The 21,376-nt window shown below is 63.2% G+C and carries 19 protein-coding genes; 8 read left to right on the top strand and 11 right to left on the bottom strand.

Annotated elements, in window-relative coordinates; translation table 11 throughout:
• Nucleotides 1-193: 193 nt before the first annotated feature.
• From DIC66_RS06355 to tal, 5 genes are read right to left on the bottom strand one after another with little or no spacing between them, the layout of a single operon-like run.
• Nucleotides 194-820, bottom strand: coding sequence for a DNA-3-methyladenine glycosylase I (locus DIC66_RS06355; protein WP_117175216.1), 627 nt, complete (start codon nucleotides 818-820; stop codon nucleotides 194-196).
• Nucleotides 817-1,467: an HAD family hydrolase gene (locus tag DIC66_RS06350; protein WP_117175214.1), complete on the bottom strand. Its 651-nt coding sequence runs from the start codon at nucleotides 1,465-1,467 to the stop codon at nucleotides 817-819. Before DIC66_RS06350 ends, DIC66_RS06355 begins: the two co-directional genes overlap by 4 nt.
• A complete protein-coding gene (locus tag DIC66_RS06345; RefSeq protein ID WP_117175212.1) occupies nucleotides 1,464-2,777 on the bottom strand; it encodes a winged helix-turn-helix domain-containing protein in 1,314 nt (437 codons plus the stop codon). The genes DIC66_RS06350 and DIC66_RS06345 overlap by 4 nt, the downstream gene beginning before the upstream one ends.
• Nucleotides 2,777-4,330 (bottom strand): glucose-6-phosphate isomerase, encoded by a 1,554-nt coding sequence (pgi, locus tag DIC66_RS06340; RefSeq protein ID WP_117175210.1) that lies wholly within the window; start codon nucleotides 4,328-4,330, stop codon nucleotides 2,777-2,779. Before pgi ends, DIC66_RS06345 begins: the two co-directional genes overlap by 1 nt.
• A 3-nt stretch (nucleotides 4,331-4,333) precedes the next feature.
• Entirely contained in the window at nucleotides 4,334-5,281 is a 948-nt protein-coding gene (tal, locus tag DIC66_RS06335) for a transaldolase (RefSeq protein ID WP_117175208.1), read from the bottom strand.
• Between the two features lie 87 nt (nucleotides 5,282-5,368).
• On the opposite strand from tal, the gene zwf reads away from it, so the two are divergent.
• Nucleotides 5,369-6,835 carry a glucose-6-phosphate dehydrogenase gene (gene zwf / locus DIC66_RS06330; RefSeq protein WP_117175206.1) on the top strand — a complete coding sequence of 489 codons (1,467 nt, stop codon included), beginning with the start codon at nucleotides 5,369-5,371 and terminating at the stop codon, nucleotides 6,833-6,835.
• Between the two features lie 17 nt (nucleotides 6,836-6,852).
• Nucleotides 6,853-7,701 (top strand): MurR/RpiR family transcriptional regulator, encoded by an 849-nt coding sequence (locus DIC66_RS06325; RefSeq protein ID WP_117175204.1) that lies wholly within the window; start codon nucleotides 6,853-6,855, stop codon nucleotides 7,699-7,701.
• 104 nt (nucleotides 7,702-7,805) lie between these two features.
• Here DIC66_RS06325 and DIC66_RS06320 read toward each other — a convergent pair whose 3' ends face one another.
• On the bottom strand, nucleotides 7,806-8,795 hold the full coding sequence (locus DIC66_RS06320) for a porin (RefSeq protein ID WP_117175202.1): 990 nt from the start codon (nucleotides 8,793-8,795) through the stop codon (nucleotides 7,806-7,808).
• 230 nt (nucleotides 8,796-9,025) lie between these two features.
• Here DIC66_RS06320 and coq7 point away from each other — a divergent pair, with 230 nt between their 5' ends.
• Nucleotides 9,026-9,643 (top strand): 2-polyprenyl-3-methyl-6-methoxy-1,4-benzoquinone monooxygenase, encoded by a 618-nt coding sequence (gene coq7, locus DIC66_RS06315; RefSeq protein WP_117175200.1) that lies wholly within the window; start codon nucleotides 9,026-9,028, stop codon nucleotides 9,641-9,643.
• A 3-nt stretch (nucleotides 9,644-9,646) separates the two neighbouring features.
• On the opposite strand, the gene DIC66_RS06310 is transcribed toward coq7, so the two are convergent.
• On the bottom strand, nucleotides 9,647-10,096 hold the full coding sequence (locus DIC66_RS06310; RefSeq protein ID WP_117175866.1) for an OsmC family protein: 450 nt from the start codon (nucleotides 10,094-10,096) through the stop codon (nucleotides 9,647-9,649).
• An 80-nt stretch (nucleotides 10,097-10,176) separates the two neighbouring features.
• On the opposite strand from DIC66_RS06310, the gene ilvA reads away from it, so the two are divergent.
• The 5 genes from ilvA to DIC66_RS06285 all read left to right on the top strand — a co-directional run bounded on the left by ilvA (nucleotide 10,177) and on the right by DIC66_RS06285 (nucleotide 17,693).
• Complete coding sequence (gene ilvA, locus DIC66_RS06305; protein WP_117175198.1) at nucleotides 10,177-11,766, top strand: threonine ammonia-lyase, biosynthetic; 1,590 nt, start codon at nucleotides 10,177-10,179, stop codon at nucleotides 11,764-11,766.
• A 21-nt stretch (nucleotides 11,767-11,787) separates the two neighbouring features.
• Nucleotides 11,788-12,687 carry a 5'-nucleotidase gene (locus DIC66_RS06300; protein WP_117175196.1) on the top strand — a complete coding sequence of 300 codons (900 nt, stop codon included), beginning with the start codon at nucleotides 11,788-11,790 and terminating at the stop codon, nucleotides 12,685-12,687.
• A 150-nt stretch (nucleotides 12,688-12,837) separates the two neighbouring features.
• A complete protein-coding gene (locus tag DIC66_RS06295; protein ID WP_158558854.1) occupies nucleotides 12,838-14,448 on the top strand; it encodes a DUF1800 domain-containing protein in 1,611 nt (536 codons plus the stop codon).
• 13 nt (nucleotides 14,449-14,461) lie between these two features.
• Nucleotides 14,462-15,781, top strand: coding sequence for a DUF1501 domain-containing protein (locus tag DIC66_RS06290; protein ID WP_117175192.1), 1,320 nt, complete (start codon nucleotides 14,462-14,464; stop codon nucleotides 15,779-15,781).
• A gap of 88 nt (nucleotides 15,782-15,869) precedes the next feature.
• Nucleotides 15,870-17,693: an ABC transporter ATP-binding protein/permease gene (locus tag DIC66_RS06285; RefSeq protein ID WP_117175190.1), complete on the top strand. Its 1,824-nt coding sequence runs from the start codon at nucleotides 15,870-15,872 to the stop codon at nucleotides 17,691-17,693.
• Here the strand turns inward: DIC66_RS06285 and queC are convergent.
• The 4 genes from queC to DIC66_RS06260 form a co-directional block, all read right to left on the bottom strand.
• Entirely contained in the window at nucleotides 17,642-18,388 is a 747-nt protein-coding gene (gene queC, locus DIC66_RS06280) for a 7-cyano-7-deazaguanine synthase QueC (RefSeq protein ID WP_117175188.1), read from the bottom strand. The genes DIC66_RS06285 and queC overlap by 52 nt on opposite strands.
• Before the next feature lie 151 nt (nucleotides 18,389-18,539).
• Entirely contained in the window at nucleotides 18,540-19,022 is a 483-nt protein-coding gene (locus DIC66_RS06270) for a hypothetical protein (protein ID WP_117175184.1), read from the bottom strand.
• Nucleotides 19,023-19,216: 194 nt separating this feature from the next.
• Complete coding sequence (locus tag DIC66_RS06265; RefSeq protein ID WP_117175182.1) at nucleotides 19,217-19,744, bottom strand: anti-sigma factor; 528 nt, start codon at nucleotides 19,742-19,744, stop codon at nucleotides 19,217-19,219.
• Nucleotides 19,745-19,803: 59 nt separating this feature from the next.
• Nucleotides 19,804-21,348 carry an acetyl-CoA hydrolase/transferase family protein gene (locus tag DIC66_RS06260; protein WP_117175180.1) on the bottom strand — a complete coding sequence of 515 codons (1,545 nt, stop codon included), beginning with the start codon at nucleotides 21,346-21,348 and terminating at the stop codon, nucleotides 19,804-19,806.
• Nucleotides 21,349-21,376: the final 28 nt, after the last annotated feature.

Genomic DNA, 21,376 nt, shown 5'->3' with positions numbered 1-21,376 from the left:
GTTGCAAGGGCTTGCCGTAGCGCTGCTACTGTCTGCGCCCTTGCGCCTAGGCCTGGAACCTCATGCTGCGTTGGAGTGGCTTTATGTCACTCCTTCAAAAACAAAACCCCGCACGGTGCGAGCCTTGCGGGGTTTTGTTTTGGGGGAACGCTTTTGCATTTGCTTTTGCTTTTGCTTTTGCTCTTGGCGCCTTTTACAGGGTGTTGGGGTCGAAGGCTTTTCTGGCTTGCAGTGCTGCTTCGCGCACAAAGCACGTTTCCTCATGGTCGTTGACCAGGCCCATGGCTTGCATGAAGGCGTACATGGTGGTGGGGCCTACGAACTTCCAGCCGCGCTTTTTCAGGTCCTTGCTGAGAGCAACCGATTCGGCGCACTGCGTCATGCTGCGCAGGGTCTCGCGGGTGATGCGTTGGGGGCGCGATTTTGGTGACGGCTCGAACTTCCAAAAGTAGGCGGCCAGGGAGCTTTCGGACTCCAGCAGCTTCTCGGCGCAGCGGGCGTTGTTGATGGCGGCCTCGATCTTGCCGCGGTGGCGGACTATGCCTGCGTCCTGCATCAGGCGCTCGATGTCCTTGTCGCCAAAGCGGGCCACTTCAGCCAGCCGGAAGTTGGCAAAACCGGCTCGGAAGTTCTCGCGTTTCTTCAGGATGGTGATCCAGGAGAGGCCCGACTGAAAACCTTCTAGGCAGATCTTCTCGAACAGGCGCCGGTCTTCATAGACGGGAAAGCCCCATTCGCTGTCGTGGTAGTCGCGGTAGATTTGCGAGCCATCCACCCAGAAGCAGCGGATGGGCTGTTCGCTCAAGTTGGGATCGGTCATAGGCTGCACTGTAGCTTCAGTTCTTCCGTCAGTTGCTCGGCGGAAGTGAAGTGGATACCCGCCCAGCCCAGGGCACGAGCGGCGTCCACATTGGCCTTCAGGTCGTCAATGAACACCGTGCTGCCCGGCACCAGCCCGTAGCGGGACTGCAGAAGGCTGTAGATGCCGGGGTCGGGCTTGCTGCACAGCACGTCGCCGGAAAAAATGCCGCCATCAAACTGGCCCAGGAACGCGTGCTTTTGCTCCAACTCGCGCGCATAGGGCACGGGCATGTTGGAGAGGAAGTACAGGCCGCGTACGCTGCCCCCGCTTTCACTCTGGGCTCTCTCTCCCAGCTGGCGTCTGTCGTGCAGGGACCGCAGCACAGCCACCGTGTCCTGCATGGGCTGCAGGCGCTCGCCAATGCTGTACACCAATGCCTGCAGCCGGGCCGGGTCCAGCCGCAGGCGACTGGCGGTGCGGCTTATGACGTTATCCATCTCCATCAGGCCACGGTCAAAGTTGTGCCAGTCCTGGTGACTGAACACGGCATGCGCCAGTTGCCGGGCATCGGCCTCGGTGCCAGCGCGCTCCGGAAACACATCGGCCACGATATCGGCCGGGCGCCAGGTGAACAGCACCGCGCCAAAATCAAACACCACATTCATTGCGAAGAACTCTCAGTCAGGTTGTCCCGCAGCGCACGCCGCAGGGCCGCGCCCAATTTGCCTGGCCGCGTGTGGCTGATTTTCACCTGTGGCGTGGCGTGCCAGTTGGCACAGCGCTGGATGGCCGCTGCGACATCGATGGTTTGTGCATCGGTCCACGCGCAGCCTGCCTGCGCGTGCAGGGCCTTGACCTCGAACACGCCCTCGGCGCGGTGGGCCTTGGCGTCCAGCCGGCCTATGAGCTCACCACGGCACAGAATGGGCAGCACAAAGTAGCCGTGGATGCGCTTGGCCTCGGGCGTGTAGCACTCCAGCCGGTAGTCGAAGCCAAACAATGTGAGTGCCCGCTCGCGGTCCCAGACAATGGGATCAAAGGGCGATAGCAAGGCCGTGTGCGTGGCCTCCAGCTTGCCCGCCAGGGCCTTCTTCAGCAAGGCGCTCTGGTTGCTGTGCACATAGGCTGGCACGCTCCAGCCCTCGACAGCCACGCGCAGCATACGGCCTTGTTCCACCAGGACGTCGAGGTCGGTGTCTTTAAGGCGTGGCTTGCTGCGGTAATAGTCATGCACCCAGCGCGCCTGGGTGAGGCCCAAGGCTGCCACGGATTTTTCGGTGAATTGCGCGCGCACCTCGGCCAGCGTGGGCGCTCGCACAGAGCGCTCGGCCGACGCCAAGCGCACGCTAGGCGTCAGCGGATCAACAATCGGATCCTGGTTGCCTGCCAGCACGTTGAGCTGCGGTGCCACCCGCTCTGCCAGGTCGTACACACGCTGAAACTTCTCGCGCCGCGCCACCATCAGCTCGCCAGAGGCAAACAGCGCCTCCAGCCAGCGCTTCTCATCCTTCCAGCCCCACCAGGCAGACGGTATGCCTTCGGGGCGCTCAAAGTCGGACGACTTGACCGGCCCGTTGTCGCGGATGAGCGCCAGCAGTTTGTCCAACTCGGCACGCTGTTTTACATGGGATTTTTGGGCGTTGACCAGACCCCAGTGTTTGCGCGCCTCGCGGTTGTACAGGCGGTGGGCCAGCAGGTCCTCTGCGGGTGCAAAGCAGGCCTCGTGCGCCCAGGTCTCGAACAGCGCGCCTTGTGCCAAGGCCTCGTCCAGCCAGTGCTGCGGGTAGGCGCCCAAGCGGGAGAACAGCACCAGGTAGGGGCTGCGCGCCACCACGTGGATGGTGTCGATTTGCAGCAGGCCCATGCACGCCACACTGGCCCGCAAGCCTGCACGCGTAGCGGGCTTGGATGCGGGCTGCAACAGGCCTTGGGCAGCGAGCTGCAGCTGCCGCGCCTGCGGCAGCGTCAGTTCCATCAGGCGCGCAGGCGCGCCAGCAGGCCTGCGGTGGAGCCGTCCAACCCACTCGCGTCACCGCTGTAGATGCGTGCCTCAATGTCCTTGGCCAGCACCTTGCCCAGTTCCACACCCCACTGGTCAAAGCTGTTGATGCCCCACAGGCTGCCGCTGACAAACACGCGGTGTTCCTGCAGTGCAATCAGCGCGCCCAATGAGGCTGGCGTCAAATCGTCCAGCAACAAGAAAGTGCTGGGGCGGTTGCCGGGAAAATTCTTGTGGCCACCCGCATCGCTTTTGCCAACCATCAGCGCCTGGGCCTGCGCCAGCACATTGGCCAGCAGCAGGGGCTGGTGCAGCGCCAGGTCGTGGCGCGCTTTTTTAACCGCCACAAATTCCATGGGAACCACGTCCGTGCCCTGGTGCAGCATCTGGAAGTAGGCGTGTTGGCCGTTGGTACCCGGCTCGCCCCACAGCACCGGCGAGGTACCGAAGGGCAGCGCCGCACCTTCGGCATCCACCTGCTTGCCGTTGCTCTCCATCTCCAATTGCTGGAGATAGGCCGGCAAGCGACGCAGGGCGCTGTGGTAGGGCGCAATGCTGCGGCTGGTAAAGCCGTGGAAGTTGCGGTACCAGACATCCAGCAGCCCCAGTCGCACCGGCAGGTTCTGCTCCAGCGGGGCGGTTCGGAAGTGCTCGTCCATGGCGTGTGCGCCAGCCAGGAATTCGCGGAAGCCCGCCGAGCCGATGGCAATGGCCAGCGGCAGGCCGATGGCCGACCACATGGAGTAGCGCCCGCCCACCCAGTCCCAAAAACCAAAGGTGGTGGTGATGCCAAAGGCATTGGCTGCTGCCACGTTGGTGGTGAGTGCGGCGAAGTGGCGCGCCGTGTCGGTGCCGCCCTGCGCTGCAAACCAGGCCTTGGCCGAGTTGGCATTGGTCATGGTCTCTATGGTGGTGAAGGTCTTGCTGGCCACCAGGAACAGCGTGCTCTCCACCTTGACCTTTTTGAGCACGGCTGCCAACTCATGCCCGTCCACATTGCTGACAAAGTGCAGGCGTTTGCCCGAGGTGGCAAAGGCATCCAGCGCCACCACGGCCATCTGCGGGCCCAGGTCGGAGCCGCCGATTCCGATGTTCACCACGTCAGTAATGGCAGCGTCCGCATGCACGCTGTCGGCATAGGCCAGCATGGCGTTCAGGGTGCTGTGCACCTTGGCCAGCTCGGTGGCACGGTGACTGCCGTCGTTGCTGGCAGGGGCCGGCGTGCGCAGCAGCACATGCCAGACTTCGCGGCCCTCGGTGTTGTTGATCTTGTCACCGGCAAACATGGCATCGCGGTGCTCGGCCACGCCGCTTTGGCGTGCCAGGTCCATCAACAGGCTTTCAGTGGCCGCGTCGATGCGGTTCTTGGACAGGTCCGCAAACACCAGCGGTGCGCTTTGGCTCAAACGTTCAAAGCGCCCTGCGTCCTGCACAAACGCGTCGCGCAGGTCAAAGCTTTTGCCAGTGGCCGCATAGGCCGCTTGCAGTTGGGCCCATGCGGGCGTGCGATCACATCGTGTACGTGCCATGGTTCAGGCTCCCAGCAACAACTGTTCCAGTTTGATGGCATCCACGCAGAAGGCGCGAATGCCTTCAGCCAGCTTTTCGGTGGCCATGGCGTCGTCGTTCAGGGCCAGGCGGAAACCTGCCTCATCAAAGAACACATGCGGCAGGTCCAGCGTCTGGGCTTTGCTGGCATCCAGGGCCTGCACCAGAGGTGCATCGTTTGCGGCCAATACGGCCAGCAGATCGGGGCTGATGGTCAGCAGGTCGCAGCCTGCCAGTGCGGTGATCTGGCCGACGTTGCGAAAGCTCGCACCCATCACTTCGGTGGCAATGCCGTACTTCTTGTAGTAGTCATAAATCTGCTTGACCGACTGCACGCCGGGGTCGTTGGCACCTGCCATGTCGGCCTCCACCCACTTGGCGCCAGCCGTCTTTTTGTACCAGTCGTAGATGCGGCCCACAAACGGGGAGATGAGTTGCACCTTGGCCTGGGCACAGGCCACGGCCTGGCTGAAGGAAAACAGCAGGGTCAGGTTGGTGTGTATCCCCTTGCGCTCCAGCTGCTCGGCGGCCTGGATGCCCTCCCAGGTGGACGCCACCTTGATCAGCACGCGGTCGATATGAATGCCTTCGGCCTGGTACAGCTCGATCAGGCGCTCACCGCGCGCCACCGTGGCATTGGTGTTGAAGCTCAGGCGTGCATCCACTTCGGTAGAGACCCGGCCCGGAATGATGGACAGGATCTCGCAGCCAAAGCGCACCAGCAGCCGGTCCATGATCTCGTCCAGCGGGCGGTCACGGAACTGGTTCACCGTGTCTTGCAGCAGCGGCGCGTACTCGGGCTTTTGTACGGCTTTGAGAATCAGGGAGGGGTTGGTGGTGGCATCCTGCGGCTTGAAGGCGTCCAGTTGCTTGAAGTCACCGGTATCGGCCACAACCGTGGTCCATTGCTTGAGCGCGTCGAGTTGGTTCATGTAGGCAGCTTTATTCGTTAAAAGGCGCTTGAATTATCAATGAAACAAAGTTACATTTCAACGTCAATATTTATGTAACTTCAAATCATGAGCTTTGATCTCGTACTGTTTGGTGGAACCGGTGACCTGGCATGGCGCAAGCTGATGCCGGCTTTGTTCCAAGCCTTCCGCCATGGCACCTTGCCCGAAGGCGGACGCATTATCGGCGTGGGCCGGGAGGACTTGGGCAACGAAAAATACCGCAGCCTTATCCAGGCCCGTTTTGACAACGTGGACCTGGCCAAACGCCCCAGTTCTGAGGAGTTTGGGCGCTTTGCCGCCCTGCTCGAATTTGTGCAGATGGACCTGTCCAAGCCCGACGACTACGGCAAGCTGGCAGCCAAGCTGCACGAGCGCGACACCAAGACGGTGGTGATGTACGTGGCCACTGCCCCGGCCCTGTTCACCACCGTGTGCGAGCAACTCGCCGCCGCTGGCCTGAACACACCCAAGACCCGCGTGGTGCTGGAAAAGCCCTTGGGCCATGACCTGGCTTCCAACCGCGCCATCAACCACACGGTGCGCAAGTTCTTCGAGGAAAAGCAGGTCTTCCGCATTGACCACTACCTGGGCAAGCCTGCGGTGCAAAACCTGTTTGCCCTGCGCTTTGGCAATGCCCTGTTCGAGCCCCTGTGGCGCCGGGAACACATTGCCAACATCCAGATCAGCATTGCCGAAGACCTGGGCGTGGAAAGCCGTGGCGCTTTCTATGAGAACACCGGGGCGCTGCGCGACATGGTGCAAAACCACGCGCTGCAACTGCTGTGCGCCATTGCCATGGAGCCGCCTATCAACTCGCATGCCGATGCCATCCGCGATGAAAAGCTCAAGGTGCTGCGCTCCCTCAAGCCCTGGACCAAAGAGTCTTTGACGCACGACGTGATCCGCGGCCAGTATGCAGCGGGCACCAGCGGCGGACAAAAGGTGCCCGGCTACCGCGAGGAAACCGGCGTCAGCCCAAGCAGCAATACCGAGACTTTCGTGGCCCTGCGCACCGAAATCTCCAACTGGCGCTGGGCCGGTGTGCCCTTCTACATCCGTACCGGCAAACGCCTGGCCGGACGCGAAGGCAGCATCGTGGTGAACTTCCGCGCCACCCCGCATGCCATCTTCAACTCCAACACCAATGTGGCCAACAAATTGGTGATCCACTTGCAGCCCAAGGACGGACTGGAGCTTCACCTGCTGGCCCAGGGCCAGGCCAACCGCAACGTGCGCGGCGCGGCAGCCCAAACCCTGGCCCCGGTGCAACTGGACCTGGACTTTGACAAACGCTTTGGCTCCGAGCGCGTGGGCGCGTATGAGCGCTTGCTGCTGGACGTGATCGACGGCCGCCTGAATCTGTTTGTGCGCAGCGATGAGCAGGAAGAAGCCTGGCGCTGGGTCGAACCCATGATTGACCACTGGACCAACGACCCGCAAGGCCCGCGCCTGTATGCCGCTGGCACCTGGGGCCCCAGTGCGTCCAGCGCCATGATCGCCCGCGACGGCTTTTGCTGGAGCGAAGAGTCTTAAATTTCTGAAAGCCCCCCATGCTGGAACGCATCAAAGCCTCCCTGCCCTCCCTGGCACCCGCCGAACAGCGGGTGGGCAAGCTGTGCCTGGCCGACCCGCGCATTTTTGCCAAACTGCCAGTGAGCGAGCTGGCCGACCGGGCCCATGTGAGCAAGCCCACGGTGGTGCGCTTTTGCCGCAGTGTGGGCTATGACGGCCTGTCCGATTTCAAGCTGAAATTGGCGGGCACCGTCAACGAGGGCGTGCCCTTCATCCACCGCAGCGTGGACGCAGATGACAAGACCAGCGACGTCATGGTCAAGGTCATCGACAACACGGTGGCCGCCTTCCTGAAGTACCGCAACGACGCCAGCAGCATGGCCATCGAGAAGGCCGTCAACGCCCTGGTGGAAAGCTACACCGCGGGCAGGCAGATCCAGTTCTTTGGCGTCGGCAATTCCGGTGTGGTGGCGCTGGATGCACAGCACAAGTTCTTTCGCTTGGGCATCAACACCAACGCCTACAGCGACGGCCACATGCAGGTCATGAGCGCGTCCATCCTGGGCGCCGGGGACTGCGTGGTGGTGATCAGCAACTCGGGCCGCACACGCGACCTGATGGACGCCTGCGACATCGCGCGCAAGAACGGCGCTACAACAATAGTCATCACCGCCAGCGGCTCACCCCTGGCCAGCGCAGGCCATATCCACCTGAGCGCCGACCACCCCGAAGGCTTCGACAAGTACAGCCCCATGGTCTCGCGCCTGCTGCACCTGATGATCATCGACATCCTGGCCACCTGCGTGGCCCTGCGCATTGGCGGCGGCAAGCTGCAACCGCTGCTGAGCGAGATGAAGCACAACTTGCGGAACAAGCGCTACGCCTGAGCACGCGCCAGCCACTCCATCCAGATCAACAAAAAACCCCGCTGCATTGCTGCAGCGGGGTTTTTAACTTGCTTCATTGAAAGCTGGCTTACGCCAGCATCAATTTAGAAAGTGTGGTCGAGGTACACACGGGTTTGTGTGTCTTTACCGTAGCCGAGACCGCTGTTGGCGACATTGTCCCAAGAACGGTAGCCGACCAGCACGGTGGTGCGCTTGCTCAGAGCGTAGGAAGCGCCCAGGCCCATGCCAGTGCGAGTTCCGTCAGCGCGGCCAGCAACAACGGTTCCGTCCAGGTCATCCTTGGAATTGCCCCACTCGCCACCAACGGTCAAAGCGCCGAACGGCACTGCGAACGACAGGTAGGTGTCAGTGGTGGAACCCTTGACCTTCTTGGCAACTTGGAAACCCAGGCCAAACTTGGCAACGCCCAGATCGTAGCTACCAGCCAGAGTCAGCTTGTTGTCCAGAGTCAGGAAGGTGCCGCCGTCTTTGTTGTCGTACAGGTTGTAGGCTGCATAAGCACCCAGAGCACCAGCAGCGTACTTGGCGCTGATGGAGTTGTTGCCTTGGCCGCTGTTACCAGTGGATCCAACGCCTTCACCCAAACCAGCTGCGGACTCAGAGTGCTTCACAGCCACGGCAACGGGGCCGATGGGCATGGACCAGGACACGGAGTCACGGTCGCTGTTGGCAGCGAACAGTTTGCCGTCTTGACCCAGCCAGCCTGGTGCAACAGCAGCCAGGGTACCGGACAAGGAACCGTTTTGCTCTTCAGCAGCCAGCTTGAAAGTGCCAGCACCAGTGATGATGCTCAGGTCAGCGTTGGTGCCATACAAAGCGCCACCTTCTTCGGAACGGTCCAGACCTTCGATGCCCATGTTGGCAACAGCCTTCATGCCGCCGCCGAGGTCTTCAGTTGCGTTGAAGAAAATACCGGACGTGTTCACACCCAGACCAGAAGAGGTAGAGTCGGAACCGGCACCAGCGGTGGTGGTGCTCTTGTAGCCCATGGCCAGTTCACCAGTGATGGTGACTTGAGCGAAAGAAGCGCCAGAAGCAGCCAAAACTGCCAGTGCAACGAGAGTCTTTTTCATGTAAATATTCTCCAAGGTTTAACAAAGGGCTCCAGGAGGAACCCCGGGCCAACCTCCTAGATCAAGGAAGTTGTATGTATTGCACCAGAGCGGAGGGGGTTTTGCAAAGGAAAGCGGCAAATTAAGCGTGGCCCACCGTGCTTTCGTTGCAAGGCTGCAACAATTTGTATCGGGCTTGCAAAGCGCCTGCCTGCTCTACACTTATCGGCAACTTTGGGACTGACTTGACTATGGACTCCTTCTTCATTGCCGCCGACACCGCCCTGCGCACCCTGTTTGCCAAGCCACGCGCTTCTGCCGCCTGCGCCACCCTGCCCGAAGGTCCTACGGAACTCAATGACGCAGAAAAGCGGAAGGCCGCCGGGTTGATGCGGGTGAACCATGTGGGCGAGGTGTGCGCGCAGGCGCTGTATGCCGCGCAAGCCCTGTCGACCCGCAACCCGGAGTTGCGCCAGCAGTTCAACAAGGCCAGCGCCGACGAAGTGGATCACCTGGCCTGGACGGCCGAGCGACTAGAGGAACTGGGCTCGCGCCCATCGCTACTCAACCCGCTGTGGTACGCCGGTGCTTTTAGTCTGGGGTTGCTGGCCGGGCGCATGGGCGATGCGGTCAGCCTGGGCTTTGTGGTGGAAACCGAAACCCAGGTGGGCGCCCACCTGAAAAGCCATCTGGACAGCCTGCCCGCAGGCGACCATGCCTCGCGCGCCATCGTGGCTCAAATGCACGACGATGAGATGCGCCATGCCCATGAGGCGCAGGCAGCGGGGGCGACGGAGCTGCCTGCGCCGGTGAAGCACCTGATGCGCGCAACCGCCAAGGTGATGACCACCGTGGCCGAGCGCATCTAGGCTTCAGACCTCCAGCAGGTCGAAGCTGGTGCTGATCTCGGCCGTCTTGGCCAGCATGATGCTGGCCGAACAATATTTCTCGTGGCTCATGGCTATGGCGCGCTCTACCGCCGCAGCGGGCAAGCCCTTGCCACTGACAGTGAAGTGCATGTGGATCTTGGTAAACACCTTGGGGTCCACCTCGGCACGCTCAGAGGTGAGCTTGACGCTGCAACCCTGCACGTTATGGCGACCGCGTTTGAGGATCAGTACCACGTCATAGGCGGTGCAGCCACCGGTGCCGGCCAGCACGGTTTCCATGGGTCGCGGCGCCAGGTTCTGGCCACCGTTCTCAGGCTTGGCGGCATCGGGTGCGCCATCCATCATCAGGGTGTGGCCACTGCCGGTTTCGGCCACAAAACCCATCCCCGAGCGTGTACCCAGGGCCCCGGTCCAACTGACTGTGCATTCCATGTTCTTCATCCTTGGTGAGAGCAGCGCGCAACGGCGCCGAATGAGGCGGGATTATCATGCAAGGCTGTATTGAGCCCGCTATGACCACTCCGAAACGCAAACACCTCACCCCCGCCGACTACCTGAAAAAGATCCTGACCGCCCGTGTCTATGACGTGGCGCGAGAGTCCGCGCTGGAGCCCGCCAAGATTTTGAGCAAACGCATCCACAACATGGTGCTGCTCAAGCGCGAAGACCAGCAGTCGGTGCGCAGCTTCAAATTGCGCGGGGCCTACAACAAGATGGCGCACCTATCGCCGGAGCAATTGAAGAAGGGCGTGATCTGCGCCTCGGCTGGCAACCACGCCCAGGGCGTGGCCCTGAGTGCCACCAAGCTGGGCACGCGGGCGGTGATCGTCATGCCCACCACCACACCGCAGGTGAAGGTGGATGCGGTGCGCGGCTTTGGCGGCGAGGTGGTGCTGTTTGGCGACAGCTACACCGACGCCTTCAACCACGCCCTGTTGCTGCAGAAGAAACAGGGCCTGACCTTTGTGCACCCCTTTGACGACCCGGATGTGATTGCCGGCCAGGGCACGATTGCCATGGAAATGCTGCGCCAGGTGCAGACCCTCAGCGGCCAGGAAGGCGCCTTGAAGGGTGCGCGGCTGGACGCCGTGTTTGTGGCCATTGGTGGGGGCGGGCTGGTGTCGGGCGTGGCCAATTACATCAAGGCGGTGGACCCGCGCATCAAGGTGATTGGCGTGCAGATGAACGACTCGGATGCCATGGCGCAGTCGGTCAGTGCCAAGAAGCGCGTCACCCTGCCCGATGTGGGCCTGTTCTCGGACGGCACGGCGGTGAAGCTGGTTGGCGAGGAAACCTTCCGCGTGGCCAAGGGCCTGGTGGATGAATTCATCATCGTGGACACCGACGCGGTGTGCGCCGCCATCAAGGACATCTTTGTGGACACGCGCAGCATTGTGGAGCCCAGTGGGGCCCTGGCCGTGGCGGCCATCAAGCAGTATGTGGACAAGCACAAGACCAAAGGCGAAACCTATGGCGCCATCCTGTGCGGCGCCAATATGAACTTCGATCGCCTGCGCTTCGTGGCCGAACGCGCCGAAGTGGGCGAGGAGCGCGAGGCCCTGTTTGCTGTGACCATCCCCGAAGAGCGCGGCAGCTTCAAACGCTTTTGCGAGCTGATTGGCGAATTGCCCGGTGCAGCGCGCAGCGTCACCGAATTCAACTACCGCATGAGCGATTCCAAAAAAGCCCATGTGTTTGTAGGCCTGACCACCCATGGCAAGGGCGAGTCCACCAAGATTGCCGCCAACTTCAACAAGCACCGCTTCCAGACCCTGGACCTGACGCACGACGAACTGGCCAAGGAACACATACGCCACATGGTGGGCGGCAGCTCGCCCCTGGTGCACGAGGAGCGCCTGTTGCGCTTTGTCTTCCCCGAGCGGCCCGGCGCGTTGATGAAGTTCCTGAGCCTGATGCGCCCGGGCTGGAACATCAGCCTGTTCCACTACCGCAACCAGGGCGCAGACTACGGCCGCATCCTGGTGGGCCTGCAGGTGCCCAAAGCCGATGACAAGGCCTTTGCCAAGTTCCTGCAGACGCTGGACTATCCCTATGTGGAAGAGACCGCCAATCCGGTCTACCGCATGTTCCTCCAGCAATAATTTTTCAAAAGGAACCACGCCATGGCCATGAATCTCGACGGACGATTGGTGGTGGCCATTTCCAGCCGCGCCCTCTTCAACTTTGAAGAAGAGAACCAGGTGTTTGAGCAAGGCGACGACCGCGCCTACATGCAGTTGCAGCGCGAGCGCCTGGACATTCCGGCCAAGCCCGGCGTGGCTTTCTCGCTCGTGAAGAAACTGCTGGCCTTCAACGAGACGCCTTCACAGCGGGTGGAGGTGGTCATCCTCTCGCGCAACGACCCGGTCAGCGGCCTGCGCGTGATGCGTTCGGCGCAGTACTACGAGCTGCCCATCATCCGCTGCTCGTTCACCCGCGGTGAGGCGCCCTGGCGCTACCTGAAACCCCTGCACGCCAACCTGTTCCTGAGCACCCACCTGAGCGATGTGCGTGCGGCCCTCAACGCCGGTGTGCCCGCCGCCCAGGTCTACCCGCACTCGGCCCATGCCAGCCAGGCGCACCCGGGCGAAGTGCGCATTGCCTTTGACGGCGACGCCGTGCTCTTCAGCGACGAGGCCGAACTGGTCTACCAGAACCAGGGCCTCAACGCCTTCCAGCAGCACGAGATGGACAAGGTCACCCTGCCCCTGCCCGATGGCCCGTTCAAGCCCCTGCTGGTGGCGCTACACCGCATGCAGCAGGCCGAGATTCCGCACATGCGCATACGCACCGCCCTGGTCACTGCGCGCAGCGCCCCGGCGCACGAGCGCGCCATCCGCACGCTGATGGACTGGAACATCGAGGTGGATGAAGCCATGTTTCTGGGCGGGCTGGACAAGGGGGAGTTCCTGCGCGAGTTCGAGCCCGACTTCTTCTTTGACGACCAGACCGGCCACATCGAATCCGCCGCCCGCCACGTTCCCAGCGGCCATGTGGCCAGCGGCACGCGCAACGCGGATTAGGCGCAACACGGGCATGGCCATGCGCCCGCCAGCGTGACTCCTGCAACGAATCACAAAGAGCAGGTAAAGACGGGGGCCAATGGTCGTCGCAAGCTGCTTCGTTGGCGTTGGGCAATGGCACACTGTCCCATCACTGCGGAACCACACAAAATGCGACTCCAAGCCCCGCCCACTCTGCACCGACGCCAGGCCCTGCAAACCATCGCACGCTGTGCCGCTCTGGCCACCGGTGGCGTGGCACTTGCTGGCTGGGCGCAGCCCCCCGCGCAAGCACCCATGGCCGCACCGCCCGCAGGATTGCCAGGCGGCACAGCTGCTGCAGTGGACCGGGTGGTTGCAGAACAGTGGCGCGTGCTGTCCCGCCTGGGCTATGGCCCCACGGCCAGCCTGGTCCAGGAGCTGCAGGCCGCCAGCAACCCGCGTGCCTGGGCCCTGCAGCAGATCGACACAGCCCAGCGTGCCAGCCAGTCCGCGCCCATGCTGTCCGCTGAGCTGCAGGACATCAACGCCCCATTGCCGCAGATCTTTGTGGGCGCACAACGCGAACGCCAGGCCCGCGCCAGCCTGAAGGCCACGGGCGACACCGCCGAAAAAAATGCCAGCACAGCAGATACGCCCAACATGGACGCACGCCAGCGCCTGGACTTCTCGGTTCCCGCCGAGCCACAGAACTTCAACCGCAGCATGATTGAGAAGACGGCCGTCTGGCGCCTGCAGGCCAGCAGCCAGCCCGCGCAGGAGAACATCCTGCTCGCCCGCATGACCGAGTTCTGGTTCAACCACCTCAACGTCTATATCGGCAAGGGCGCCGTGCGGCCCTTTGTGGGCCACTACCTGATCCACGTGGCGCGCGCCCATGCCTTGGGAAAGTTTGAAGACCTGCTGCTGGCCAGCGCGCGCCATCCAGCCATGCTGCATTACCTGGACCAGGCGCAAAGCGTGGCCAATGGCACGCGCGGTGCGCAGGGCAGCACCCGCGGCCTGAATGAAAACTACGCCCGCGAACTGATGGAGCTGCACACCCTGGGGGTGGACGGCGGCTACACGCAGAACGATGTGCACGAACTCGCGCGCGTGCTCACCGGCTGGACCGTGGGGCCCAATGCAGCAGACGGCTTCCGCTTTGCCCTGCGCACGCATGACGGTGGCAACAAGCGCGTGCTGGGCCACAGCTACCCGGAAGGCCTGTTGGGCCGGGGCGAAGCCGAGGGCGAGCAGGCCATCCGCATGCTGGCGCGCCAACCGCAAACGGCCCGGCGCCTGAGCCTGCGGCTGGCGCAGTTTTTTGTGGCCGACCAACCATCGCCGGCGCTGGTCCAGCGCTTGAGCAAGACCTTTCTGGACAGCCAGGGCGACATCAAAGTGTGGCTGCAAACCCTGGTGCAATCGCCCGAGTTCTGGGACCCGGCCAACCGCCTGTTCAAGACGCCCATGGACTTTGCCTGCTCGGCCCTGACCGCCACCGGTGCCGCGCCAGACCGCCGTGCCCTGCTGCTGACCCTAGGCTTTTTGAACAACGCCGGCCAGCCCCTGCACGGCTGGCAAACGCCGGACGGCTACAAGACCGATGCCGCCACCTGGCTCGCGCCCGAAGCCCTGACGCGCCGCGCCGACTACGCCCTGGCCCTGGGCAAGCTGGGCGGCGACCTGGATTTTTTGCGGCCCTACCTTGGCGCGGCCACGCTGGACACCGTGGCACGCCAAAAGCCGGGCTTGCAGAACGGCCTGCTGCTGGCCAGCCCCGAGTTCATGTACAAATAAGCGGAGGCACACCATGCCCGATTCCCAAGACCTCCAGCACCCCAAGTCCTTCCAGCACTTGCCCATGCAACCCACGCACCTGCCGCGCCGGCAGTTCCTCTCCACCCTCCTGGCCGCGGGCAGCGCCTGGGCCGCACCCATGGCCTGGGCACAGGGCCAAGGCAGCGCAAGCGATGGCCGCCTGGTAGTGGTGTTTTTGCGCGGTGCCTATGACGGCCTCTCGGCCCTGGTGCCGCACGGCGACCGCAGCTACTACGCCATGCGTCCCACCATTGCCATTGCCGCCCCCGACGGCACGGCACTAACCACGCTCAGGCTGGATGACACCTTTGGCCTGCACCCTGCCCTGTCCGCCCTGCAGCCGCTGTGGCAACAGGGTGTGCTGGCGGTGATTCCAGCCGCTGGATCGCCCGACCCTACACGCTCCCACTTCGATGCCCAGCACCAATGGGAAATCGGCAGGCCAGGCCACAGCGGCGCAGCCACTGGCTGGCTCAACGCCTTGGCCAGCCTGCGCACAGCCTCAGACAAAACACAGGCCGCAGCACTGGGCGTGGGCGAAGCCAATCCGCAAATCCTCTCGGGCCCGGCAATGGTGCAACTGGTGCCACGTGGCCAGGCCGCCACGCGCCAGGGCGCCCTGGGCGATGCCCGCACACACGATGCCGTGATGCAGCTCTACGCCGGGCAGGACGGCCTGTCGCAGGCCTTCCGGGCCGGGGCCCAGAGCCGCATGCAAACCGCCCAGACCCTGAGTGCCGACATGGCGGATACCGGCATGAACACCAAAGAAATGCAGGCCGCCAACAACGGTGCAGGATCGGCCCAGGGCCTGTTGCTGGACGCGCAGCATCTGGGCACCCTGATGCGCCGCGACCGCCAACTGCGCCTGGGCTTTCTGTCCGCCGGTGGCTGGGACACCCATGCCAACCAGGGTGCCGCCACGGGCGCACTGGCCAACAACCTGGGCAACCTGGCCGCTGCATTGGTGCAACTGCGGCGCGACTTTTCACAGCCCAACGATGTGATCGTGGTGTGCAGCGAGTTTGGCCGCACCAGCGCCGAAAACGGCACACGCGGTACAGACCACGGCCACGGCAATGCCCTGTGGCTCTTGGGCAACCGCGTGCAGGGCGGGCGCTGGCACGGAAACTGGAGCGGCCTGGCGCAGGGCAATCTGCACGAGGGGCGTGACCTGCCGGTGCACCACGATTTCCGCGGCGTGCTGGCGCATGTGCTGCGCAGTACCCAAGGCCTGGGCAACTCTGAACTGGAGCGCATGTTCCCCGGCTTCGCCTGGGATGCGGCGCTGGACGGGCTGATGCGCACCTGAACCCCACGGTGGCAACAGCCCCTCCACACGCCCTTGCCTTTGGCAGCGGCTAACATCGCGCCCACGTACACAGTCAGGGATCACCGGCATGTCCACCAACTCCATTAGCAGCACGCCAAGTCCGTCCAGCGGGCCGTCGACCGACACCCTGGCCGGCAAATGGGCCGCCACCAAACAGCAAACGCAGCGCGTCTGGGCCCTGTCCAAGCCCTACTTTTCCTCCGAGCACAAATGGCAGGCGCGCGGCCTGCTGGCAGCCATCGTGGCGCTCAACCTGGCGCTGGTGTACATGAGCGTGCTGTTCAATGACTGGAACAAGCTGTTCTACGACTCCCTGCAGGACAAGAATGCCGCCGTGTTCTGGGAGCAACTCGGGCGGTTCACCTACCTGGCCTTTGCTTTCATCGTGATTGCGGTCTACAAGTTTTATTTGACGCAGTTGCTGGAGATGCGCTGGCGCGCCTGGATGACCAGCCACTACCTGCAGCGCTGGTTGAAGGACCAGGCGTTTTACCGCTTTGAGCTGGCGCGTTACACCCCCGGCAATGGCCAAGGCCAGGTACCCGACAACCCGGACCAGCGTATCCAGGAAGACATCGGCAGCTTCACCGGCTCCACACTCTCGCTCTCCATGGGGCTGCTGAATTCGGTGGTCACCCTGGGCAGCTTTGTGGGCATTCTGTGGGCGCTCTCGGGCGGCTTCACGTTTCACGTCCAGGGCAGCGAATACGTCATCCCCGGCTTCATGGTCTGGATGGCCCTGCTCTACAGCGTGGTGGGCAGCGTGCTGACCCATTACATTGGCCGCCCGCAGATCGCACTGAACTTCCAGCAACAAAAGGTGGAGGCCGATTTCCGCCACCGCCTGTTGCGGGTACGCGAGTACAGCGAATCCATCGCCCTGGACCGGGGCGAGACGGTAGAAAAAGCCCAGCTGGAGCTGCGCTTTGGCCGCGTGCTGGCCAACTACCTGGCGCTGATCCGCGCGCAAAAGCGGTTGATCTGGTTCAACAGCTTTTTTGGCCAGGCCGCCACCGTCTTCCCGTTTCTGGTGGCTGCACCGCGTTTTTTCAGCGGCGCCATCCAGTTGGGTGAGCTGATGCAGATCTCCAGCGCCTTTGGCCAGGTGCAAGGGGCACTCAGCTGGTTTGTGGACAGCTATAGCAGTCTGGCGACCTGGCGTGCCACCACCGACCGGCTGACCAGTTTTGAGGCTGCTTTTCAGGCAGTGGCACCGGTGGCCGATGCCGTCACCGCGCCGGCAGACGTTGCCGTGCGGGCCGACGACCTGAACGTCTGTCTGCCCACGGGCGCGGTGCTGCTGGCCCACACGCAGCTGCAGGCCAAGGCGGGTGACACGGTGCTGCTCAGCGGCCCTTCGGGCAGCGGCAAGTCCACCCTGTTCAAAAGCCTGGCGGGCATCTGGCCCTTTGCCAGCGGCACGGTGGAGCGCGGCGCCGATGCCATGTTCCTGCCACAGCGCCCCTACTTTCCGGACGGCCCGCTGCGCGATGCCCTGGCCTACCCGCAGGCCGCCAGCACGCACACCGATGCCCAACTCAGCCAGGCGCTGGTGGAAGCCATGCTGCCGCATCTGGCCGACCAACTGGACCGCAATGACGCCTGGAGCCAGAAGCTCTCGGGCGGCGAGCAGCAGCGCCTGGCCTTTGCGCGCGTGCTGCTGAAAAAACCAAAATGGGTGTTTGCCGACGAGGCCACCAGCGCGCTCGATGAGGCGTCCGAGGCCACGCTGTACCAGCGCCTGACCGCTCTGGTGGCCCAGCGCCAGGGCGGCCTGGTGTCGATTGCCCACCGCCCCGGCGTGGCCGCTTTTCACCAGCGGCGCTGGGTGCTGGAGCCTCAGGCTGAGGGTGGCGAGGCCAGGTTCCGCTTGGTCGAAAAACCCGCATAACCCCGGGCCCGCAGTTCGCAGGCCGGGCAGGTGCCGCAGCCATAGCCCCAGGCCTGGCGGTGGGTGCGGTCGCCCAGGTAGCAGGTGTGGGTGTGCTCCACGATCAAGTCCACCAGGGCCTGGCCGCCACCTTTTTGGCCGGTCTTTTCACCTAGCTCCTGTGCCATCTCCCAGGTGGCTGCCTTGTCTATCCACATCAGCGGCGTCTCGATCAGAAAGCGCTGGTCCATGCCGAGTGACAGGGCCAGCTGCATGGCCTTCATGGTGTCGTCGCGGCAGTCGGGGTAGCCAGAGTAGTCGGTCTCGCACACGCCCGTTACCAGCACCTGCAGCCCGCGCCGGTAGGCCAGGGCGGCCGCCAGGGTGAGAAACAGCAGGTTGCGCCCCGGCACGAAGGTGTTGGGCAGGCCGTTGGCTTCCATCTGGAAGGCGGTGTCGCGGGTCAACGAGGTTTCGCTCACCTGACCCAGCATGGACAGATCCAGCAAATGGTCTTCGCCCAGCTTGGCCGCCCAGGCTGGGAACTGCTGGCGCATCTCACGCAGCACGTTCAGGCGCGCATCCAGCTCCACATGGTGGCGCTGGCCGTAGTCAAAGGCCACGGTCTCCACGCGCTCGTAGCGCGACAGGGCATGGGCCAGGCAGGTGGTGGAGTCTTGTCCACCGGAAAAAAGTACAAGGGCAGTGGTGTGCATGGCCGCCATGTTAGGGCATGGGCGCGCCGCAAGCAGGGAGCCACACGAAGTGGGCGACCGTGGGGGCTATGTTTTGCCGCCGGGCCGCCCCAAGGCAAAATGCGGCCCCCTTGGGGGGCAGGAAGCGACACGCAGTGCGCGACCGTGGGGGCTACAACTTCTCGTTTTTCTTGATTTTGTTGGGCTGATAAACCAGCAGCTGCTTGGCCAGATCGCCCGGGATCTGGGTGGGCTCCGTGGGCGTGGTGCGGGTGAGCTGGTTGCTGACCTGCTCCACCTGTATGGCACTGGCGCTGGCGGTCCACATGGACTTCAGGTTGTCCAGCAGCACTTGCGAGATCGGCTTCTGGGGTGGTGTTTCCACTTTTTCGGCAGCGGGCTGGTGTGCTGCCCAGTCATGGGGGACCTGCTGGCTGGAGGCGCTGCGCTTTACCGGGTCGGCCACGCTGGTGTAGGTGGGTTCCCCCTCGTAGGGTCGCGCCTGCAAACTGGACTGCAGCGCCGGGTTCACATGGTTCACCACGCTGGGGGTGGGAGTCAGCGGAGGGCTGGCCTCCACACCGGGATTGACGGGAGCGACCGGAATGATGGCGCCAGCCTTTGACGGCACCACGTCCGCAACCACAGGGCGCAAATTCGGGCTTCGTTCAATGGATGGCAGCGACACTTTGGTTCAGGCTCCAGGCCTCTCCGGTTACTTTTTTAGGTGGACGTACCTTTGATAACGGCAGATTTAGGGGGTTATTTAGGCCTATTTTTAATATTTTTAAAAATAGTTGATCTCAGGCTGTGAAGTGGCAGCCCCGGCAAGCTGCCCAATAGAAGGCCTCAGAGCGCCTTGCGGATGACGCTGCCCGTCAAAAGATAGGGCAGGCGCGGCCCCTGGGCCTGCGTCACGCCGCCCCGGGCTTCCACGCTCATGCCCAGTTTGGACACGGCATCCAGGGCGCTGGCCGTGGCGGGCAGGCGCAGGGTTTTGAGCTTGGGCGGCAAAACGCCCAAAGACTGCGCGGTGCCGCTGGCGGGCAGGGCCCAGAGTTGCATGCTGTCCTCCTGCCCTTCCACCACGCTGTTGAGGCGTTGCAACTGCAAATAGGGCTGACCAAACTCCTGCGTCACCAGCATGGCAGGCTCGCCCTTGTCATCCATCAGCACGGCCACGTACTGCAGCTGTGCGGTTTGCTGCACTTTTTGCTGCAGATCGTGAATCTGCGCCACAAACTGCTCGTACATGCTGACGCCGGCCGTAGCACCCACCGCCAGCAGCAGCAGGCAGAAATAGGTGGCGGCGCGCCAATAGCCTTTGTGGCCCCGGGAGCCGCTGGGCTGTGGGGGCGTGGAGTCGGTGGCTTGCATGGGGGCGTTTCCGGGTTGCCAATCAACACCGTGTTGACGGGCGTTGATTGTGACAGCCCTCAGGCGCGCCGGGCCTCGGGCTGGTCCTGGGTTTCCAGCATGGAGCCGGTCTCCACAAAGCGGCTGTGCCAGGACAGGGCCTCGGTCAGCAGATGCGGCGTGTGCTTGCCGCCCTTGCTGGCCAGGGCGCGTTCAAAGTAGTCGCGCAGCGCGGGGCGGAAGTCGGGGTGGGCGCACTTCTCGATCACCAGGCGGGCGCGCTGGGTGGGCGAGAGGCCGCGCAGGTCGGCCAGGCCTTGCTCGGTGACGATGATTTCCACATCGTGCTCGGTGTGGTCCACATGAGAGACCATGGGCACGATGCAGGAGATGGAGCCGTCCTTGGCAGTGGAAGGCGTCATGAAGAAGGACAGGTAGGCGTTGCGGGCAAAGTCACCCGAGCCGCCAATGCCGTTCATCACGCTGGTGCCCATGATGTGGGTGCTGTTGACGTTGCCGTAGATGTCGGCCTCGATCATGGCGTTCATGGCAATCACGCCCAGGCGGCGCACCAGCTCGGGGTGGTTGCTCATCTCCTGCGGGCGCAGCACGATGCGCTTGCTGTAGAAGTCAATGTTGTCATTGAACTCCTTGAGCGCGTCTGGGCTGAACGACAGCGCCGTGGCTGAGGCCATGCTGAGCTTGCCGGACTTGAGCATCTCCAACATGCCGTCCTGCAGCACCTCGGTGTAGCTGGTCATGTTCTCGAACGGGCCCGCATTCAGGCCGCTGAGCACGGCATTGGCAATATTGCCTACGCCCGACTGCAGGGGCAGCAGTTCCTTGGGCAGGTGGCCCAGCGCCACTTCCTGCGACAGGAATTCGATGATGTGGTTGGCGATGCGCTGCGAGTTTTCGTCCGGCGCGGCAAAGGCGCTGTTGCGGTCCGGCTGGTGGGTCTTCACCACGGCCACCACCTTGCTCCAGTCGACTTCCAGGTAAGGCTGGCCAATGCGGTCGCCCGCGTGCAGCAGCGGGATGGGCTGGCGCTGGGGCGGAATGCGGGTGCCGTAGTAAATGTCGTGCATGCCTTCGAGGCCGGGGTTTTGCAGCGAATTGACTTCCAGAATGATCTTGTCTGCCAGCTGCAGCCAGGTCTTGTTGTTGCCAATCGAGGTGCTGGGAATCAACCGGCCATCTGGCAGCACACCGGCCACTTCCACCACCGCCACATCGAGCTTGCCCAGAAAGCCAAACCATGCCAACTGCGCCACATGGGAGAGGTGGATGTCGGTGTACTGCATCTGCCCGGCATTGATCTGCTTGCGCACCGTCGGGTCCGACTGGTAGGGCAGGCGCATGGAGATGCCATCGGCCTCGGCCAGCACACCATCCAGCTCCGACGCTGTGGAGGCGCCGGTCCACAGGCCGATGCGGAAATCCTCACCCGCGGCATGCAGCTTCTTGATGCGGTCTGCCAGGGCCTGGGGTACCAGCTTGGGGTAACCGGCCCCGGTAAAGCCGCTCATGCCGACATGGGTGCCAGCAGGTATCAGGGCTGCGGCGGCCTCTGCCGACATGGTTTTGGAGGAAAGGGTGTCGGCGTCGAAATGAAGGCTTTGCATATTGGAATAGACTGGATGTTGGGCTGAA

The sequence above is a fragment of the Rhodoferax lacus genome (assembly GCF_003415675.1).
GTDB classification, from domain to species: Bacteria; Pseudomonadota; Gammaproteobacteria; order Burkholderiales; family Burkholderiaceae_C; genus Allorhodoferax; species Allorhodoferax lacus.
The sequence above is the reverse complement of the archived record's forward strand: the minus strand, read 5'-3'. Positions and strand labels throughout refer to the sequence as shown.

What these genes read in the sequence shown, in the direction of transcription:
- DIC66_RS06355 (WP_117175216.1), bottom strand. Translation starts at nt 820, where the DNA reads ATGACCGATCCCAACTTGAGCGAACAGCCCATCCGCTGCTTCTGGGTG.
- DIC66_RS06350 (WP_117175214.1), bottom strand. Translation starts at nt 1,467, where the DNA reads ATGAATGTGGTGTTTGATTTTGGCGCGGTGCTGTTCACCTGGCGCCCG.
- DIC66_RS06345 (WP_117175212.1), bottom strand. Translation starts at nt 2,777, where the DNA reads ATGGAACTGACGCTGCCGCAGGCGCGGCAGCTGCAGCTCGCTGCCCAA.
- pgi (WP_117175210.1), bottom strand. Translation starts at nt 4,330, where the DNA reads ATGGCACGTACACGATGTGATCGCACGCCCGCATGGGCCCAACTGCAA.
- tal (WP_117175208.1), bottom strand. Translation starts at nt 5,281, where the DNA reads ATGAACCAACTCGACGCGCTCAAGCAATGGACCACGGTTGTGGCCGAT.
- zwf (WP_117175206.1), top strand. Translation starts at nt 5,369, where the DNA reads ATGAGCTTTGATCTCGTACTGTTTGGTGGAACCGGTGACCTGGCATGG.
- DIC66_RS06325 (WP_117175204.1), top strand. Translation starts at nt 6,853, where the DNA reads ATGCTGGAACGCATCAAAGCCTCCCTGCCCTCCCTGGCACCCGCCGAA.
- DIC66_RS06320 (WP_117175202.1), bottom strand. Translation starts at nt 8,795, where the DNA reads ATGAAAAAGACTCTCGTTGCACTGGCAGTTTTGGCTGCTTCTGGCGCT.
- coq7 (WP_117175200.1), top strand. Translation starts at nt 9,026, where the DNA reads ATGGACTCCTTCTTCATTGCCGCCGACACCGCCCTGCGCACCCTGTTT.
- DIC66_RS06310 (WP_117175866.1), bottom strand. Translation starts at nt 10,096, where the DNA reads ATGGAATGCACAGTCAGTTGGACCGGGGCCCTGGGTACACGCTCGGGG.
- ilvA (WP_117175198.1), top strand. Translation starts at nt 10,177, where the DNA reads ATGACCACTCCGAAACGCAAACACCTCACCCCCGCCGACTACCTGAAA.
- DIC66_RS06300 (WP_117175196.1), top strand. Translation starts at nt 11,788, where the DNA reads ATGGCCATGAATCTCGACGGACGATTGGTGGTGGCCATTTCCAGCCGC.
- DIC66_RS06295 (WP_158558854.1), top strand. Translation starts at nt 12,838, where the DNA reads ATGCGACTCCAAGCCCCGCCCACTCTGCACCGACGCCAGGCCCTGCAA.
- DIC66_RS06290 (WP_117175192.1), top strand. Translation starts at nt 14,462, where the DNA reads ATGCCCGATTCCCAAGACCTCCAGCACCCCAAGTCCTTCCAGCACTTG.
- DIC66_RS06285 (WP_117175190.1), top strand. Translation starts at nt 15,870, where the DNA reads ATGTCCACCAACTCCATTAGCAGCACGCCAAGTCCGTCCAGCGGGCCG.
- queC (WP_117175188.1), bottom strand. Translation starts at nt 18,388, where the DNA reads ATGCACACCACTGCCCTTGTACTTTTTTCCGGTGGACAAGACTCCACC.
- DIC66_RS06265 (WP_117175182.1), bottom strand. Translation starts at nt 19,744, where the DNA reads ATGCAAGCCACCGACTCCACGCCCCCACAGCCCAGCGGCTCCCGGGGC.
- DIC66_RS06260 (WP_117175180.1), bottom strand. Translation starts at nt 21,348, where the DNA reads ATGCAAAGCCTTCATTTCGACGCCGACACCCTTTCCTCCAAAACCATG.